This is a genomic window from Pseudomonas sp. FGI182 (assembly GCF_000511325.1).
GTDB lineage: Bacteria > Pseudomonadota > Gammaproteobacteria > Pseudomonadales > Pseudomonadaceae > Aquipseudomonas > Aquipseudomonas putida_Z.
The window spans coordinates 5,355,705-5,373,482 of sequence record NZ_CP007012.1 but is presented as its reverse complement, the minus strand read 5'-3'; the positions used below and the strand labels follow the sequence as shown (position 1 = coordinate 5,373,482).

Annotated in this window: 15 protein-coding genes and 1 pseudogene; 11 read left to right on the top strand and 5 right to left on the bottom strand. The window is 64.3% G+C overall.

The window, feature by feature from the left end:
* The first annotated feature begins 235 nt into the window (after window positions 1-235).
* The 7 genes and pseudogenes from C163_RS23690 to C163_RS23665 all read left to right on the top strand — a co-directional run bounded on the left by C163_RS23690 (window position 236) and on the right by C163_RS23665 (window position 7,855).
* Window positions 236-1,993, top strand: a complete 1,758-nt coding sequence (locus tag C163_RS23690) for a carbamoyltransferase (protein ID WP_013974482.1) — start codon at window positions 236-238, stop codon at window positions 1,991-1,993.
* Entirely contained in the window at window positions 1,977-3,107 is a 1,131-nt protein-coding gene (locus tag C163_RS23685; RefSeq protein ID WP_025340862.1) for a glycosyltransferase, read from the top strand. The genes C163_RS23690 and C163_RS23685 overlap by 17 nt, the downstream gene beginning before the upstream one ends.
* Window positions 3,107-4,003: an antimicrobial resistance protein Mig-14 gene (locus C163_RS23680; protein ID WP_025340861.1), complete on the top strand. Its 897-nt coding sequence runs from the start codon at window positions 3,107-3,109 to the stop codon at window positions 4,001-4,003. The genes C163_RS23685 and C163_RS23680 overlap by 1 nt, the downstream gene beginning before the upstream one ends.
* Window positions 4,000-5,403, top strand: coding sequence for a PIG-L deacetylase family protein (locus C163_RS23675; protein ID WP_025340860.1), 1,404 nt, complete (start codon window positions 4,000-4,002; stop codon window positions 5,401-5,403). Before C163_RS23680 ends, C163_RS23675 begins: the two co-directional genes overlap by 4 nt.
* A gap of 48 nt (window positions 5,404-5,451) precedes the next feature.
* Window positions 5,452-6,408 (top strand): glycosyltransferase, encoded by a 957-nt coding sequence (locus C163_RS23670; RefSeq protein ID WP_025340859.1) that lies wholly within the window; start codon window positions 5,452-5,454, stop codon window positions 6,406-6,408.
* Between the two features lie 66 nt (window positions 6,409-6,474).
* A pseudogene (locus C163_RS26885) lies at window positions 6,475-6,666 on the top strand (glycosyltransferase family 2 protein); the annotation flags it as partial.
* Between the two features lie 97 nt (window positions 6,667-6,763).
* Entirely contained in the window at window positions 6,764-7,855 is a 1,092-nt protein-coding gene (locus C163_RS23665) for a glycosyltransferase (RefSeq protein WP_025340858.1), read from the top strand.
* Window positions 7,856-7,858: 3 nt separating this feature from the next.
* On the opposite strand, the gene C163_RS23660 is transcribed toward C163_RS23665, so the two are convergent.
* Complete coding sequence (locus C163_RS23660) at window positions 7,859-8,464, bottom strand: hypothetical protein (protein WP_025340857.1); 606 nt, start codon at window positions 8,462-8,464, stop codon at window positions 7,859-7,861.
* A 101-nt stretch (window positions 8,465-8,565) separates the two neighbouring features.
* Between C163_RS23660 and C163_RS23655 the strand changes: the two genes are divergently transcribed.
* The 3 genes from C163_RS23655 to hldE all read left to right on the top strand — a co-directional run bounded on the left by C163_RS23655 (window position 8,566) and on the right by hldE (window position 13,117).
* On the top strand, window positions 8,566-9,741 hold the full coding sequence (locus C163_RS23655) for an O-antigen ligase (protein WP_025340856.1): 1,176 nt from the start codon (window positions 8,566-8,568) through the stop codon (window positions 9,739-9,741).
* A 15-nt stretch (window positions 9,742-9,756) separates the two neighbouring features.
* Window positions 9,757-11,565: a lipid A export permease/ATP-binding protein MsbA gene (msbA, locus tag C163_RS23650; RefSeq protein WP_025340855.1), complete on the top strand. Its 1,809-nt coding sequence runs from the start codon at window positions 9,757-9,759 to the stop codon at window positions 11,563-11,565.
* Window positions 11,566-11,695: 130 nt separating this feature from the next.
* On the top strand, window positions 11,696-13,117 hold the full coding sequence (hldE, locus tag C163_RS23645) for a bifunctional D-glycero-beta-D-manno-heptose-7-phosphate kinase/D-glycero-beta-D-manno-heptose 1-phosphate adenylyltransferase HldE (protein WP_025340854.1): 1,422 nt from the start codon (window positions 11,696-11,698) through the stop codon (window positions 13,115-13,117).
* A 136-nt stretch (window positions 13,118-13,253) separates the two neighbouring features.
* On the opposite strand, the gene C163_RS23640 is transcribed toward hldE, so the two are convergent.
* The 4 genes from C163_RS23640 to C163_RS23625 form a co-directional block, all read right to left on the bottom strand.
* On the bottom strand, window positions 13,254-14,222 hold the full coding sequence (locus C163_RS23640; protein WP_025340853.1) for a hypothetical protein: 969 nt from the start codon (window positions 14,220-14,222) through the stop codon (window positions 13,254-13,256).
* A 50-nt stretch (window positions 14,223-14,272) separates the two neighbouring features.
* Window positions 14,273-15,085: an aldo/keto reductase gene (locus C163_RS23635; protein WP_025340852.1), complete on the bottom strand. Its 813-nt coding sequence runs from the start codon at window positions 15,083-15,085 to the stop codon at window positions 14,273-14,275.
* Window positions 15,082-16,257, bottom strand: a complete 1,176-nt coding sequence (locus C163_RS23630; RefSeq protein WP_025340851.1) for an FAD-binding oxidoreductase — start codon at window positions 16,255-16,257, stop codon at window positions 15,082-15,084. Before C163_RS23630 ends, C163_RS23635 begins: the two co-directional genes overlap by 4 nt.
* Before the next feature lie 199 nt (window positions 16,258-16,456).
* A complete protein-coding gene (locus C163_RS23625) occupies window positions 16,457-16,789 on the bottom strand; it encodes a multidrug efflux SMR transporter (RefSeq protein ID WP_008095055.1) in 333 nt (110 codons plus the stop codon).
* 87 nt (window positions 16,790-16,876) lie between these two features.
* On the opposite strand from C163_RS23625, the gene C163_RS23620 reads away from it, so the two are divergent.
* Entirely contained in the window at window positions 16,877-17,767 is an 891-nt protein-coding gene (locus C163_RS23620) for a LysR family transcriptional regulator (protein WP_025340850.1), read from the top strand.
* Window positions 17,768-17,778: the final 11 nt, after the last annotated feature.

The window sequence follows — 17,778 nt, the reverse complement described above, 5'->3', positions numbered from 1 at the left end:
TGCGCTGCGATCCCTTGTAGGAGCGGCCTTGTGTCGCGAAAGGGTCGCAAAGCGGCCCCGGCAATTTCTGCTGCGAAGCTGAAAGCCTGGGGCCGCTGCACGGCCCTTTCGCGACACAAGGCCGCTCCTACAACGACCGCGCAGTTCCTGATGTTTGCGTTATAATCCCGCCCTTTAGCCGCCACCCGCCCAAGAGGCCGCTGGCGCATTTCTACCGAATGAAGAGGCTAATCCCTTGGCATTGACGATTCTTGGCCTGTCCGGCGCCCTTAGCCATGACCCTTCCGCGGCCTTGTACATTGACGGCAAACTGATTGCCGCCGCCGAAGAAGAGCGCTTCGTGCGTGACAAGCATGCGAAGAACCGCATGCCCTACGAGTCGGCGAAGTTCTGCCTGGAACAGGCAGGCATCAAGCCATCCGACGTCGACGTGGTAGCCATCCCGTTCGCCCCGATCAGCCTGTTCGGCAAGGCGCGCTGGCACTATGCCAAGCGCTACTGGTACGCCCCGGACCGCGCCCTCGACGCCATCCTGATGGGCAACCGTCGCTACAAGCGCTACCGCAAGAAGATCGTCTGGTGCCTGGAGCAACTGGGCTTCGACCCGAAAAAGGTCAAGATCGAGCCGGTCGAGCACCACCTGGCCCACGCCTCCAGTGCCTACCACTGCTCGGGCTTCAAGGAAAAAACCGCAATCCTCGGCATCGACGGTAAAGGTGAATACGCCACCACCTTCTTTGGCTACGGCGAAAACGGCAAGATCCACAAGATCAAGGAGTTCTTCGACCCGGACTCGCTGGGCGGCCTGTACGGCGCAATCACCGAGTTCCTCGGCTTCGAGATGCTCGATGGCGAGTTCAAGGTCATGGGCATGGCGCCGTATGGCGATGCCAGCAAGTACGACTTCTCGCGCCTGGCCAGCTTCGAAAACGGCGAGCTGGTGATCAACACCGAGTACGCCAACGTCATCGGCCTGCGCCGCTATAAAGAGAAGGGCAAGGGCTTCTACTTCTCGCCGAAGCTGATCGAATGGCTGGGCCCCAAGCGCGAAGGCGACATCGCCGACGAGCCGTACATCCATTACGCGGCCAGCATGCAGGCGCTGTTCGAGAAGATCGCCCTGCAGATGATCGATCACTACCTGGGCGACGTCCTGCGTGAAACCGGCAAGCTGGCCTTTGCCGGCGGTTGCGCGCTGAACGTCAAGCTCAACCAGAAGATCATCGCCCGCCCAGACCTGAAAGAGCTGTTCGTCCAGCCTGCTTCCGGTGACGCCGGTACCGCCGTGGGTGCTGCCGCCTACGTTTCCCACGCCCGTGGCGTGCCGGTAGAGAAGATGGAACACGTCTACCTCGGCCCTTCGTACTCCAACGAAGACGTGATCGCTGCCTGCGCCCGTCACCCGAACGCGCCGAAGTGGCGCAAGCTCGACGACATGCCGCAGCGCATCGCCAAAATCATGGTCGACGGCAACCCGGTGGCCTGGTTCCAGGGCCGTATGGAATTCGGCCCTCGTGCTTTGGGCGGCCGTTCGATCATCGGTTGCCCGAGCGTGCCGGGCGTAGCCGACCGCATCAACGAGCAGATCAAATTCCGCGAACGCTGGAGACCTTTCTGCCCGTCGATGCTCGACACCGTCGCCCCGCAGATGATCAAGGTCGATCACCCCGCGCCGTTCATGACCTTCACCTTCGAAGTGGCTGAAGAGTGGAAGACCCGCGTGCCGGAAGTGGTCCACGAGGACGGCACTTCGCGTGCCCAGGTGCTCAAGCGCGAGTACAACCCGCGCTACTACGACATGATGAAGGCGCTGGAAGACCTGACCGGCAACGGCGTGTCGCTGAACACCTCGCTGAACCGCCGTGGTGAACCGATGATCTGCTCGCCGACCGACGCCCTGAACATGTTCTTCGGCTCGGACCTGCAGTACCTGATCATGGAAGACATCCTGGTTGTGAAGGACGGCGCGGCCCCGTATGACCAGCCGCTCTGAACCGCGCATCCTGCAGTTCTGCCATGGCTATGACGGGCCGTTCCTGGACTGCGCCCGTCAGTACGCCAGCCTGTTCCAGGGGCGTGGTTACCAGGTCACCACGGTGTTCCTCACCGGCGCCGCCGACCCGCAGGTAGCGGCTGGCTGCGCGTCGGACGAGGTGCTGTTCCTGGAGTTCAGCTCCAAGGCCGTGCGCGGCCTGAAACTCGGCGCCATCCGTGCATTGCGGCGGATCGCGGCCGAGCGCAATTTCGCCTTCTGCATTGCCCATCGTTTCAAGCCGATCTACGTGGCGTTGCTGGGCACCAGCTTGCCGGTGATCGGCGTGCACCATGCTTTCGGTGATTACGAGCGCAAGGGGCGACGCATCTTCGCCAACCTGTTCGGCAAGCGCCTGAGCTTGCTGGGCGTGTCGGATGCAGTGCGTGACGACATGCGCCGCTGTCTGCCGCAGTGGCCGGCAGAGCGTATCCAGACCTTGTACAACCGCATCGACATCGATGCCCTGCAAGCGGCCCTGGTGCCACGCGCCGAGGCCCGCCGGGCCTTGGGCCTGGATGCGCAGGCGTGGATTGTCGGTAACGTCGGGCGCCTGCACCCGGACAAGGACCAGGCCACCCTGCTGCGTGGCTTTGCCGAAGCGCTACCGGGGCTGCCGGCTGGCGCCCGCCTGGCAATTCTTGGCAAGGGGCGCCTGGAAGCCAGGCTCAAGGCCCTGGCCGCCGAGCTGGGCATTGCCGGGCAAGTGGACTTCCTTGGCCAGGTGCCGGATGCGCGCCGTTACTTCCAGGCATTCGACGTATTCGCCCTGAGCTCCGACCATGAGCCGTTCGGCATGGTCCTGCTCGAAGCCATGGTCGCCGGTGTACCGGTACTGGCCACGGCTTGTGGTGGTGCTCGCGAAGTGGTCGAGGGTGTTGGCGTGCTGTTCCCGCTGGGCGATGCCGGGCAACTGGCCCAGGGCCTGAAGCACATGGCTGTGCTCGATGGGCAGCAGCGCCAGGCCTGTGCCGAGCACATGCTGCAGCGCCTGCGTGAACGCTTCTCCGACCAGGCGGTGCGCGAGGCCTTCTGGCAGCTGCCGCAAGTCCGTGCGTTGGTGGGGCAGGCCTGATGCTCAACCGTATCCAGGCCTTCCGCGAACGCGGTTGGCAAGTTATCGACGCCAAGGCCTACGCCGAGGCATGGGCCCGCTTTGGTGGCAGTGTCGCCACCCATCCTTTGGTAGTCGAGCAGCTGGCGGACCTGGCACAGATCCCGGTGCGTTACCTGGGCTGGCACCAGGCCGGCGAGCTGAAGGCCGCCATCCCCACCTGGGGGCGTCACCTTGCGCTGTCCAAGGATGTGCTCAAGCGTGCCGGCAAAAAGGCCCTGTTCGACCTGGGCAATGCCGAGATCATCCTGCCGGCGGCGGCCGATGCTGCTGCACCGTTGCGCCATGCCGCGCGCTACCTGTCCGAACTGAACCAGGGGCGCTTCAGCGGCCTCAAGGCGCAGAAGGAACAGTTGGCCATGGCCCGCGCCCACGAAGACCTGTCGAAGAAGTTCCGCTACAACCAGCGCCGCGAACTGCGCCTGCTGGAAGAGGCGGGCGGTGTGGTGCGCCCGATTGGTGACTTCAGCGCGCAGGAAATTGCCAGTATGTACTGCGACCTGTTCCAGCGCCGCTGGGGCTTCCCTGCCACCGGTGCCGAGCGCATGGCCGAGGTGCTGGAACGCCTGCGCGAGCTGCTGATCGGCTCGGTGCTGCTGTTGGACGGCAAGCCGATTGCCATCCAGCTGGTTTACCGTGTCGAAGCGCCGGAATGGATCAGCGTCGAGTACATCAATGGCGGTGTCGACCCTGAAACCAAGGCCTTCAGCCCCGGCAGCGTGCTGAGCTTCATCAATACCCAGGCCGCCTGGGAAGACGCCCGTGCGCGCAATAAGCCGCTGCGGTTCTCGTTCGGCCGTGCCGACCGCGAGTACAAGGACCGCTGGTGCAACCCCGTGCCGGTGTATCAGGCGTGAGTCGCAAGCAGCAGCTGCTCAAGCGCCACCGGCGCAACAAGCGCCTGGGCCTGCTGGCGGGCCTGGTCGCGCTGGTGGCCGTAGGTGTGTTCAGCTGGTGGTGGTTGCCACTGTTGCTGTTGCCGCTGCTGTGGGCAGCCCATGAAGCCTGGTTTGCCGACCACCTGTTCTATGCGCCTGGCGAGGACTACGCCTACGACTTCGGCGAGCAGACCCGGCAAGCCCCTGCCAGCCTGAATGGCGGCCTGCTCAAGGCTGACTGCGCGCTGCTGGGCAACGAAACCCTGGTCCTCGAGCTGCGGGTAAAAAGCAGCTGGCTGGGGCGCTTCCTCGACCCGCAGGTCGAGCTGATGGCTGGTGAGCAGGCCGATCGGCAAACCTTCGAGCGCGGCGTCGATGGCGTGCGTTTCCTCAACTTGACCGGCCTCGCCGCACCTCTGCAGGCTGGCGCGTTGCGCCTGCGTGGCCGGCATTGCCGGCTGTCGGGCCAGCCGCGCTTGTGGATAACCCCGGCGGTCGAGCTGCAACGGCGCCGGGTGATGGTGATCGCGCCGCATGCCGATGATGCCGAGCTGGCCGCTTACGGTCTCTACAGTCAGGCCGACGAAACCTGGGTAGTGACCCTGACCGCCGGTGAGATCGAGGCCGAACACTATCAGCAGATGGGCCTGGCAAAGGCTGAGGCCGCGCGCCTGAAGGGCCGCCTGCGGGCCTGGGACAGTATCGCCGTGCCACGCTGGGCCGGTGTGGCGGAATCGCGTTGCGTGCAGCTGGGCTATTTCTGCCTGCAACTGCCTGCCATGCAGGCTGCGCCAGACCAGCCGGCCGCTTCCCGGGAGGCCGACCTTGCCGACATTCGCGTATTCCGCCGGTTCAACCCGTTCCCGCTGCCGGCCGACGACGATGGCGCGCCGACCTGGCGCAACCTGCTGGCCGACCTACGGGCCTTGCTGGAAATGGCCAGGCCAGAGGTGCTGGTGATGCCGCACCCGCAGCTCGACCCGCACCCCGACCACATATGTGCCCAGGCAGCGGTGCTGGAAGCCTTGCAAGGCTTGGCCTGGCAGCCGCAAACCCTGCTGTGCTACGCCAACCACCTGCATGACAACGACCGCTGGCCGATGGGCGACAGTGGTGACGGCGTGGCCTTGCCGCCGCAGCTGAGCGCTGCCCAGGCGTGGGCACCTTGCAGCCTGGTACTGGACCTGGCAACCCAGCGCGACAAGGCCATGGCCCTGGGCATGATGCACGACCTGCAGCCGCCGGCGCCGTTCAAGCGCCGCCTGCGCCGCTTGTTGCAGCGCTGGCTGGCCGGGCGGCGGCCGTCGCCTTACGGCGAGAACGAATTCTTCCGCAAGGCCGTGCGCCGACATGAACTGTTCTGGCGGCGTGAGTTGTAGCCGCGCCCCATGGTTGACCGCGATGGCGCAGAGCGCCCAAGGAACCCAATGAAAGTCCTATTTCTGGTGCAGAAGGAACAGCGGGCGATTCTCGACCGCCTGTACGATGGCGTCGCGGCCAACTGCGAGTGCGACCTGCGCTGGTTGACCAGCGAAGACCAGCGCAACCTGCGCCGCTATTTCAAGCGTGAAGTGCAGGTCGAGCGCTATGACCGCATTGTCTTCTTCCTGCGTTTCAAGCAGGAGATCCGCCAGGCGGCGTTCATCCGTACCGTGCCGAACCTGGTAATCCTCGAGCACGATGCCTACCAGAACTACATCCCGTGCAAATACACCGGCAAGTTCAGCGCCCATTACCGCAAGCTGCCCTGGGCGCGGGTGATCAGCTCCGGCTACATGGTCAGCGAGCGCTTGCGCCAGGAAGGTTTCGACGCCGTGTTCGTGCCCAAGGGCTACGACGAGCAGTTGCTGGCCGACCAGGGGCGTGAGCGCGACATCGAACTGGCCTTCGTCGGCAGCACCAACAGCGTGGCCTACAGCGGCCGCAAGGCATTGCTGGACGAGCTGGGCCGGGTCGAGAACCTGGTAGTGACCCGTACCAAGTCGGGTGAGGACTACTGCAACACGCTCAACCGGATCCGCTTCTTCGTCAGTGCCGACGTCGGCATGGGCGAATACATGATCAAGAACTTCGAAGCCATGGCCTGTGGCTGTGTGTTGCTGGCGTATGACCAGGGCGAGGAAGAGAACCGCGCGCTGGGCCTGCAGGACATGCACAACGTGGTGTTCTATGACAGCATCCCGACCCTCCAGGAAAAGCTCCGCCACTTGCGTGCGGAACCTGAACTTGCCCGGCAGATTGCAGAAAATGGCCGCCACCTGGCGGTTTCCCGTTTCAGTTTCGGCGCAGTTGGACGTAGCATCGTCGACCACATGCGCCCGGCGCTCAGGCCCCATCCGCCGTTGTCTGCATGGCAGCGGCTGCGCCTGAAGCTGGGCATCTAACATAAGAACTTTCGCGCCTGCGGAGCGGGCGTTGAAAGTCGATAGTCGCAATGCGGAGGGAGTCCGGTGCGCTTTTCAAATGAGAGTGACGTCACGCTCGTCGTGACCAGTTGTGGGCGGTTCGATCTGCTCAAAGATACCCTTGAGAGTTTCGATCGCTACAATACTGCGCCCATTCGCGAAGTGTTTATCACCGAAGACTCCGGTGACGATGCCGTGCATGCCGCTGTGCCTGAGCACTGGAAGCCGCACTGCAAGGGGTTGACTCTGGCGGAGGGTGCTTTGATCGGTATGGCTGTCAGCATCTTTGTTCAATGATGTCGCTGTCCCACCTAACATGAGCGGGAGAGGACTCATGAACATCGTCAATGTAATGTGGGCGGGCGGAACGCCGTACATGTCCATCCATAAGGTGCATCAGCAGGTGCTGTCGCATGCGGGGGCTGATGCCCGGATCAGTAACTGGCTACTGCTGGGTAGTGGGCTCTGCTGTGGGCTCGGTTCGACCCGGGAGTGGCATATGCCGTCACGGGCACTGAAAGGGCGGTACTTCTGGCGTTTGTTGCGTCCATGGTTGCGCATGCGCTTGCGCAAGGCGCTGAACGAGGCCCAGGCTGAAGTCGTACTGCTCGACGGTGTCGGTGTGGCGCGGCTGTTACTGCCGGCGTTGCTGCGGGTTCCCCAGGTGCGCGTCAAGGTCCTGTTCCACGGCGAGACGCGCCTGAGTGCCAGTGATGTGCGTTTGCTGCGCATGCTCCCGGCCGAGCGCCTGAGTGTCGCAGCGGTTTCGCAGACGCTGGCCGCGTCGTTGCAGCGTGACCTGGGCAGGCCAGTGCAGACCTTGCGCATGGCGCTTGACCCGCAGGCTTTTACCGCACCGTTGTTGAGCCGGGAGGCGGCCAGGCAGGCCTTGCAAATGCCCGAGGCAGGCGGGGTGGTGCTGGGTGCGGTAGGACGATTGGTGCAAAGCAAAGGTTTCGAGATGTTGATCGAAGCGTTCGCTAAAGCCAGTGCGTGCCAGCCGGACCTGCAATTGGCGGTCGTCGGCGGCGGGCCTCTGCATGCGGCGTTGCAGGCCCGCATCGACGCGCTGGGCCTGGCTGACCGTATTCATCTTAGCGGGCACCGCGACGACCTGCAGCAATTGTACCGGGCATTCGACTGGCTACTGGTACCCTCGCGCTCCGAAGGCCTGGGGCTGGTGGTACAGGAAGCGGTCATGGCCGATGTGCCGGTGGTATGCAGTGACCTGCAGGTATTCCGCGAGCAGTTGGGCGATACCGGCGGCTACCTGCCGGTTGGCGATGAGCGCGCCTGGGCCGAGGCGATCAGGCGTTGTGCCACCCTCAGCACTCCGTCAGCGGTCGCGCGGCAGCGCCAGGCGCTAGCCCCCGAGCAGGCCTGGCAGGCCTTCTGCACTGGCTCGCAGAGCCTGCTGCGCAGCTGACACTCAACGCGTCAGCAGGGCTGCCTGGAAGGCGGCGAGGGGGAACCGGTCGCCCAGGTTCTCCCGCTCGATATAGCGCACCATGTGCTGGACATTACGCCGGATCATGCGCGCCGACAGCGGCGGGCTCAGGAAGCGCATGTCAGCCACATCTATCAGCCCCAGGTGCTGGTCGGGAGTGACCACCACATTGCCCAAGTGCAACGAGCGGAAGTACACCCCACTGCGGTGCAGTTGGCGAATCAGTTCGATCAGCCGTGATAGGTGCGTGCCCCAACTGAACCCTTCATCGCGCGACATCTGCAGCAGGGTGCGCCCTGGCAGTGGACGGTACAGCACGGCAGTGCGACCTGGCAGGTCAAGCTTGTGCTGGCTGATTACCTCCAGGGTAGGGATGCCCATTTGCGCCAGGCGCGCAGCGTTGTCGACGAAACGTTGCGAATACGGGCGCAACAATGCGGATGAAATCAACCGCTTGCGGCGAAAAACTTTGAGGAAATTACCATTCGTAAGCAGGTAGACTTTGGCACCATGGCTATCTGCCTCTAGTACCTGTGCGCCTAGTGTCATCTGATCGAAGTCGACCTGGGTGAGCCGGGAGCATTGCATGAAAAGAGCCTTGTCGTCGGGCGAACAAAATGACCGACAATAATGCCGAAAATAATGTTTTAGCACCATTGGATGGTGTCTTTGATTCATCGGGGGAAAGGATGTTGTATCAAAAAAACTGGGCACGAGTCTGGTTGGGCTTGGGTCTGGTCTGGTTCCTGGCAGCGATTGCCCTGGCACCGAGCAACAAGATTTATCAGCAAGGCCTGGTGCTGTTCCTGTGGTTGCCGACGTTGATCCTGGCCTGGTCTGCCAGGCCGGTACTGGTGCAGGCCTGGAAACGTCAGCCGGCCTTGTGGGGGAGTGTGTTGTTGCTGCTGGCGTGGAGCGGTCTCAGCCTGGTCTGGTCGGCCGCAGAAAGCCCGGGGCGCGAGGTCAAGCGCCTGGTCTACATCCTGGTGTTCCTACTGACGTTCCCGCTGTTGGCCCAGCTTGGCCTAGCCCGCATTCGTCAACTGCTGCTGGTCGGCAGCGCTCTGCTAGCCATTGCCGCGCTGATCTCGATCATTCATTTCTACGGCGTGATGGGCATGCCTATGCTGGCCCGCCTGGAGGGCATTGGCGAGATATCGCACCCCATCCTGGGCACCTATGTCATTGGCTCGGCCGTGCTTTTCTTGTTGTATGAGCCGCCGCGCGAACGTGGTCTGCAATTGCTGTGGCTGGCTGCACTGGCTTGCATGGGGGCGTTCGCCGTGCTCAGTCAGAGCCGTGGAGCGATCCTGGCTCTGGCGATCACCGTGGTGATTGCGCCGCTGTGGTTCCGCGATCGCCACAGTCTGTTGTTTTCCATCCTGGCGGTCGTTGCCACCGGCCTGGCCTTCTACTGCGTGTACGACCTGATCGCCCAGCGTGGCTCGTCCTACCGGCCGGAAATTTTCCATGCTGTAGTCGACATGATTGCCGCGCACCCCTGGACCGGCCTGGGCCTGGGGGCTGCCTACGATGTGACGGCAGCGGGCATGCGCTTCGACCATAGCCACAACATGTTCACCCATGTCGCCGTGGAGATGGGCCTGCCTGGCATGCTGCTGTGGATATTGGTGTGGTTGTACACCCTGGGCGAAATCGTCCGCGCACGCGGCACGCTGTTCGGCAAGATCCTGCTCGGTTTCTGGGTGTACTCCACCCTGGCCATGCAATTCGATGCCGCCAGCCTTACCGGTACGCCACGTGCCGAATGGTTCATCAGCTGGCTGCCCGTGGGCCTGGCCATGTTGCTGCCATGGGGGCGTGCCGAAAATGATGCCTGTGGTAAAATTTCCGGTTCAACCTGAACAGCGAGCTTGATAATGGCCGAAACACCGCGACCGGCGGAACACACCTCCAGCCTGAAGATCTACTTCCGGCTGCTGAGCTATGTGAAACCCTATGTCGGCATTTTCCTGCTGAGCATCATCGGTTTCGTGATCTTTGCATCGACCCAGCCGATGCTGGCCGGGATCCTGAAATATTTCGTCGATGGGCTGAGCAACCCCGAAGCGGTGTTGTTCCCCAACGTCCCCTACCTGCGCGACCTGCAACTGCTGCAGGCTGTGCCGCTGCTGATCATCCTGATCGCCGCGTGGCAGGGCCTGGGCTCGTTCCTCGGCAACTACTTCCTGGCCAAGGTTTCCCTGTGCCTGGTGCACGACCTGCGTGTGGAACTGTTCAACAAGCTGCTGGTGCTGCCTAACCGCTACTTCGACAACCACAACTCCGGGCACCTGATCTCGCGCATTACCTTCAACGTGACCATGGTCACCGGTGCCGCCACCGATGCGATCAAGGTGGTGATCCGCGAAGGCCTGACCGTGGTGTTCCTGTTCGGCTACCTGCTGTGGATGAACTGGCACCTGACCTTGGTGATGGTCGCCATCCTGCCGGTGATTGCAGTGATGGTCAGCGTCGCCAGCAAGAAATTCCGCAAGCAGAGCAAGAAGATCCAGGTGGCCATGGGCGACGTCACCCATGTCGCCTCGGAAACCATCCAGGGCTACCGCGTGGTGCGCAGCTTCGGCGGCGAGGCCTACGAGGAGCAGCGTTTCGGCAAGGCCAGCCAGAGCAACACCGACAAGCAGCTGCAAATGACCAAGACCGGCTCGCTGTACACGCCGATGCTGCAACTGGTGATCTACACCGCCATGGCCGCGCTGATGTTCCTGGTGTTGTTCCTGCGCGGTGATTCCACTGCCGGTGACCTGGTGGCTTACATCACCGCCGCCGGCCTGTTGCCCAAGCCGATTCGTCAGCTTTCGGAAGTCAGCTCGACCATCCAGAAGGGCCTGGCCGGTGCCGAGAGCATCTTCGAGCAGCTGGACGAAGCGCCTGAAGTGGACAGCGGCACCGTCGAGAAGGAGCGGGTGGAAGGGCGCCTGGAAGTGCGCAACCTGAGCTTCACCTACCCGGGCACCGAGCGTGAGGTGCTGAGCGATATCAGCTTCGTGGCCGAGCCGGGCCAGATGATTGCCCTGGTTGGCCGCTCCGGCAGCGGCAAGTCGACCCTGGCGGCGCTGATCCCGCGCTTCTATCACCACGACCAGGGGCAGATCCTGCTCGATGGCGTGGAGATCGAGAACTATCGCCTGCGCAACCTGCGTCGTCACGTTTCGCAGGTGACCCAGCATGTCACCCTGTTCAACGATACCGTGGCCAACAACATAGCCTATGGCGACCTGGCCGGCGCCCCGCGCGCCGACATCGAAGCCGCTGCGGCCGATGCCTACGCCAAGGAGTTCGTCGACCGGCTGCCAAAAGGCTTCGATACCGAAGTGGGTGAAAACGGCGTGCTGCTCTCCGGCGGCCAGCGCCAGCGCCTGGCCATCGCCCGGGCACTGCTGAAGAATGCGCCGCTGCTGATCCTCGACGAAGCCACCTCGGCGCTGGATACCGAGTCCGAGCGGCATATCCAGGCTGCCCTGGACCATGTGATGCAGGGCCGTACCACGCTGGTGATCGCCCACCGCCTGTCGACCATCGAGAAGGCCGACCAGATCCTGGTCATGGACCAGGGCCGGCTGGTCGAGCGCGGCACCCATGCCGAGCTGCTCGCGGCCAATGGCCATTATGCCCGCCTGCATGCCATGGGCCTGGATGAGCCGGCCAAGGCCGATATCACCTGACCCCTCGTTGATCGGGGCCATCGCGGCCCCGATTGTCACGGGAATTTTCCTGGGGTGATCTGGCCATAAAGCCGTCGTCTACCCTGTGCTAATATCCTGCCCCTGTTCATTATTTCCATATGGGTTGCCCATGAAGTTGTCCATGCCGCGTTTCGATCAAGCCCCGGTACTGGTGGTCGGCGATGTCATGCTCGACCGCTACTGGCATGGCGGTACTTCGCGTATCTCGCCTGAAGCGCCAGTCCCGGTGGTCAAGGTCGATCAGATCGAGGATCGCCCCGGCGGCGCGGCCAACGTTGCCTTGAACATCGCCGCCCTGGGCGCGCCGGCTTCGCTGATTGGCGTCACCGGCCAGGACGAGGCCGCCGACAGCCTGGCCAACAGCCTGCAGGCTGCAGGCGTGCGCTCGGTGTTCCAGCGCATCGCGCACCAGCCGACCATCGTCAAGCTGCGGGTCATGAGCCGTCACCAGCAGTTGCTGCGCATCGATTTCGAAGAACCGTTCGCCACCGACCCGCTGTCGCTGGGCGCAGAGGTCGACAGCCTGCTCGAGGGCGTCAAGGTGCTGGTCCTGTCCGACTACGGCAAGGGCGCACTGAAAAACCACCAGAGCCTGATCCAGGCGGCGCGGGCCAAGGGCATTCCGGTGCTGGCCGACCCCAAGGGCAAGGACTTTTCCATCTACCGTGGCGCCAGCCTGATCACCCCCAACCTCAGCGAGTTCGAGACCATCGTCGGCCGTTGCGTCGATGAGGCCGAGCTGGTCGCCAAGGGCCTGCAGCTGCTGCAGGACCTGGACCTTGGCGCCTTGCTGGTGACCCGTGGCGAGCACGGCATGACCCTGCTGCGCGTCGGCCAGCCGGCGCTGCACCTGCCGGCGCGGGCGCGTGAAGTGTTCGATGTGACCGGTGCCGGTGATACCGTCATCTCCACCCTCGCCGCGGCCATCGCTGCCGGCGAGGACCTGCCCCACGCGGTGGCCCTGGCCAACCTGGCGGCGGGTATTGTGGTCGGCAAGCTGGGTACGGCTGCGATCAGCGCCCCCGAGCTGCGCCGGGCGATCCAGCGTGAGGAAGGCTCCGAGCGCGGCGTGCTGGGCCTGGAGCAACTGCTGCTGGCCATCGACGACGCGCGGGCGCACAAAGAGAAGATCGTCTTCACCAACGGCTGCTTCGACATCCTGCATGCCGGGCATGTCACCTACCTGGAGCAGGCGCGGGCCCAGGGCGATCGCCTGATCGTCGCGGTCAACGACGATGCCTCGGTCAGCCGCCTGAAAGGGCCGGGCCGGCCGATCAACAGCGTCGACCGGCGCATGGCCGTACTGGCCGGGCTGGGGGCAGTGGACTGGGTGATCAGCTTCCCCGAGGGCACGCCGGAGAACCTGCTGAGCCAGGTCAAGCCGGATGTACTGGTCAAGGGCGGAGACTATGGCATCGACCAGGTGGTGGGTGCCGATATCGTCAAGGCCTATGGCGGTACCGTGAAGGTGCTGGGGCTGGTCGAGAACAGCTCGACCACGGCGATCGTCGAGAAGATTCGCAAGAACTGATCGACCCCGGGGGCCGCTTTGCGGCCCATCGCGACACAAGGCCGCTCCTACACCAGGCCACGCAACTTCAAGGCTTGCGCGATCCTTTGTAGGAGCGGCCTTGTGTCGCGATGGGCTGCGAAGCAGCCCCAGAGTCTTACTTGTGCAATGAGGTCCGCGCCCGCTCCAGCAGTTCCTGCGCCTTGTCGCCAAACCGCTGCAGGTGCGATGCCCGTACCGGCTTGTTCTCCACCAACCCCTGCTGCTTCACCCAGTCCTTCCAGCGCACCCGCTCGTCCGTGACCACCCAGCCCTCCTGCCGGGCAAAACTTTCGGCCAGGTACAGCCCGCGTGTGCTCGCCGGCACCAGTTCATCCTTCTTCACGGTATACAGCTCAGCCAGTGGCTGGCCGTCCTTCAGTGGCATCAGGTACAGGTCTGGCCGTTTGCGGTTTAGCCGCGCCACCAGTTGGTCGCCCTCCAGCCGCTCATCAACGTGGAACAGGCTGAGCTTCTTGGCGTCCCGGGGTACCTGCAGGCGCATGTCGTAGATCAGTTGCAGCGAGGCGGTGGGCAGGTGCACATACGCCCGTGGCCGTTCCAGCAGCATCAGCTTGCCGCAGTGCACCGGGCGCGCGGCACCGGACTCCGGGGCCAGCACGAAGTGCGGCGTTTCGCGGTAGTGCAGGGCGGCAGCGTAGGGCACCGGCAACCAGGTGTCGTTGAAGCGCCCGCCCAGCCAGCCTTCCGGGGTTTCCAGCAGGCATTCCTCGGCCACTTCCTGCACGGCCGTGTGCAATGGCAGGTTCAGCTCCTGCGCCGGCACATAGCCGGAAATCAGTTTCAGCACCACATCGCCACGGTCTTGCCGGCGCTGACGTACCAGCACCCAATAATCGCGGTTCTGCCAATGCAGGGTAAGCCGCACCGACACGCCCAGGTTGGCCAGTTCGATCACGAAGCGCTGCACGTCGGGCAACTGGATGGCCTTGCGCCGTTGTTGGGTCTGGGCAAAGTTCAGCGGCATGCCGATGCTCTGGTAGATCAGCCCTTCGGGCGTGGCCTCGACATGCAGCGGCAGTGTCTTGAAGTTGCTCGGGTTCTTGCGGATCAGCGTTCGCGCCACGAGGCTCCTCCTTGCGTCGGGTCAGTCCAGGCCCGCGGGCCTGGGGCAACTCAATGCTGGCCCAGGATACGGGCGACGGTGGCCACGTTGTGGGCCAGGTGCAACGGATTGATGGTGCCGACGATAGCACTGCTGACGCCGGGGTGGGCGAACAGCAGCTCGAAGCTGGCCTGCACCGGGTCAATGCCCGGGGCCAGGCAGATATGCCCGCTGGCCAGGGCCTTCTTCACCAGGATGGCCTTGCCGTGTTCGGCAGCGTAGTCCAGCACCGGGCGTTCTGCCTGTTCGTTGAGGTTGTAGGTGACCATGGCGCAGTCGCCTTGCTCCAGCGCTTTCAGGCCGCCGGCGACGGTCTTGCCGGACAGGCCGAAGCCGAGGATCTTGCCCTCCTGCTTGAGCTCGGCAAGGGTCTGGTAGACCTCCTGCTGTTCCAGGATCGCCAGGTCGTTGCCGTCGGAATGCACCAGCACCAGCTCGATGCGGTCGGTTTCCAGGCGCCGCAGGCTGCGCTCCACCGAGCGGCGGGTGTGGGCGGCGCTGAAGTCGAAGTGCGATTGGCCATTGTCGAATTCTTCGCCAACCTTGCTGACGATCACCCATTCATCGCGCTGGCCGCGCAGCAGCGGGCCCAGGCGCTCTTCGCTGCGGCCGTAGGCCGGGGCGGTGTCGATCAGGTTGATGCCCAGCTCGCGGGCCTGGGCCAGTAGCAGGCGGGCTTCGTCATCGCCGGGTATGGTGAAGCCGGTGGGGTACTTCACGCCCTGGTCGCGGCCCAGCTTGACCGTGCCCAGGCCCAGCGGCGAAACCTTGAAGCCGGTGCTGCCCAAGGGGCGATGGAAGTCGTGCAGGGTCGGCAGGCTCATGGCAGCAGTTGCTCCCAGGCCGGTACGCCCAGCGGTGGGCGTGGCAGGTCGGCCAGGTCGGCCTGTTCCTGTGGGCGGATACCGTCGCGCTCCAGGTGGCTGATGACCCGGTCGCTGAAGTCCGGTGCAAGGGCCAGCTTGGTCGGCCAGCCCACCAGCAGGCGTTGCTGGTCGGCGAGGAAGGCGTTGTCCGGGCGTACCAGGCCCGATTGCGCCGGTTCCGCACGGTTGACCCGCAGGGTGGCCCAGCGCACCTGGCTCTGGTCGACCCATGGCAGCAGGCTGGCGATTTCTTTCTGTGCCGCGGCGATTTGCGCAGCCGGCTCGCGGGCAACGCCATCGGCTTCGGCCAGGTCGCCGCCCAGGTACCAGACCCACTGGCCATCGGCGGCGGGGTGGGTGGTAACCGTCACCCGTGGCTTTGGCCCGCCACCCAGGCAATGGGCGTAAAGCGGTTTCAGGTTGACACCCTTGGCCATCACCATATGTAGCGGGCGTGTCTGCATGGCTGGCTGGTTCAGGCCCAGGGCATGCAGCAGCTCTTCGGTGCCGGCGCCGGCGCTGAGCACGATGCGCTGGGCGCGGATGTCGCGCCCGTCGACGCGCAGGCCGACCAGGTCGTCGCCCTCGCGCAGTGGCTCGATGCGCTCACCGGCCAGCAGGCTGTCGCCTGCCAGTTCGGCCAGGTTGGCCAGCAGGCTGGGTACGTCGATGACCAGTTCGGCCAGGCGATAGACCTTGCCCTTGAAGGCGCGGTCCTGCAGCGCCGGCGGCAGTTGCTCGCCCTTCACCTGGTCGACCCGGCCGCGCACGGCCTTGCTGGCGAAGAAGCTGGTGAGGTTGCCGGCCAGCGTGCCTGGTGACCACAGGTAATGGGCGTCGGACAGCAGGCGGGTGCGGGTCAGGTCCAGCTCGCCGCTGCCGCTCAGCGCTTCGCGCCAGCGTCGCGGCATGTCGGCGATGGCTTCCGAGGCGCCGGTCAGGGCACCGTGCAGGGCGTACTTGGTGCCGCCATGGATGATGCCCTGGGACTTGATGGTCTGCTCGCCGCCAAGGCTGGCGCGTTCCACCAGTACTGTCGAGTAGCCCAGCCGGCGCAGGCGGGCATTGAGCCAGAGGCCTGCGACCCCGGCGCCGACGATCAGCACGTCAGTGGAAATGGCGGATGGCATGGCGGTACCTCGAAGACTGGGACAGCTGGCAAGTATACAGGGTCGGGCCGATGTGGGCTTTGCGTTCCTGGGGCTGCTGCGCAGCCCTATCGCGACACAAGGCCGCTCCTACAGGCCCCGCGCATGCCTCGGTCCCTGTAGGAGCGGCCTTGTGTCGCGATAGGTCCGCGAAGCGGCCCCAAAATCCATCAGGCAAACATCAATGCCCAGCAGTCTTCGAAAACAGCTGAATCACCACCACCCCACCCACAATCATGGCCATCCCCAGCATCGCAGGCACATCCAGCTTCTGCCCATAGATCACCAGCGCCGCCACACTGATCAGTACAATCCCCAGCCCCGACCAGATGGCATAGGCGATCCCCACCGGAATGCTGCGCACCACCAGGGTCAGCATCCAGAACGCAATGCCATAGCCAACCACCATCAGCAGCAACGGCAAGGGCGTGCTCAAGCCTTTCACCGCTTTCATGGAAGCGGTGGCGATGACTTCGGCGCAGATGGCGATGGCGAGGTAGGTGTAGGCATTCATGGCGGGATCCTCCGGTAACTGGTCGGGCATTCTAGACGTAACCTGGATGGGGTAAAGTCATTACCTATCACTATTGGAGATAGGTCGATGGCCGAGCAGTGGAACCTTGAACAGTTGCGTACCTTCCTGCGCGTTGCAGAACTGCGCTCGTTCTCTGCCGTGGCCCGCGAGCAGCGCAAGGCCCAGTCGGCGATCAGCAGCGCGATCGCTTTGCTCGAAACCGACCTGGGGGTCACCTTGTTCGAGCGCAGCAGTGGCCGGCAGCCCAAGCTGACCGAGAACGGCAGCGCCCTGCTGGAAGATGCCCGCGAACTGTTGCGTCAGTGCGAGCGCCTGGATGGCCGTGCGTTGGCGCTGATGCGCGGGCAGGAGGCCTTGTTGCGGGTCGCCCAGGACGAAGCCATGCCCTACCAGCCGGTCATCGACAGCCTCGACGAGCTGGCCAGCCGATACCCGTTCCTGGAGGTGCAACTGGCCAGCGGTGCCCAGGGCGATGTGGCGCGCAAGCTGGTGGAGCGGCGCGCTGATCTTGGCCTGTTCTTCCATCACGAGAGCATCCCGGCCTCGCTGGAGCGGCGCGCCCTGGGCAGTGTGGAAATGGTCACGGTGTGCGCGGTCGGCCACCCGCTCGCCGGCGAAGGCCGGGTTACCCGGCAGCAACTGGCGCGCCACCGACAATTGCTGATCGCCCCGCAGCAAAGCGGCTACCCCGGCGGCGAAGCGATAAGCCCGCAGGTGTGGCGCGCCGACAGCTTCTATGCCATGGCCGAACTGCTGATGCGCGGCCTGGGCTGGGCCTGGCTGCCGCGGCACGTGGTGCAGTACCCGACCTACCAGGCGCACATGGTCGAACTGGACAGCGAGTGGCGGCCACCGGCCTTGGTGGTGGAACTGGCCTGGCGCCGCGACGAGCCACTGGGGCCTGCCGCGCAGTGGCTGGCCGAGCGCTTTGCGGTGCACCTGCGCGCGATCGGGTAAACTCCGCGGCC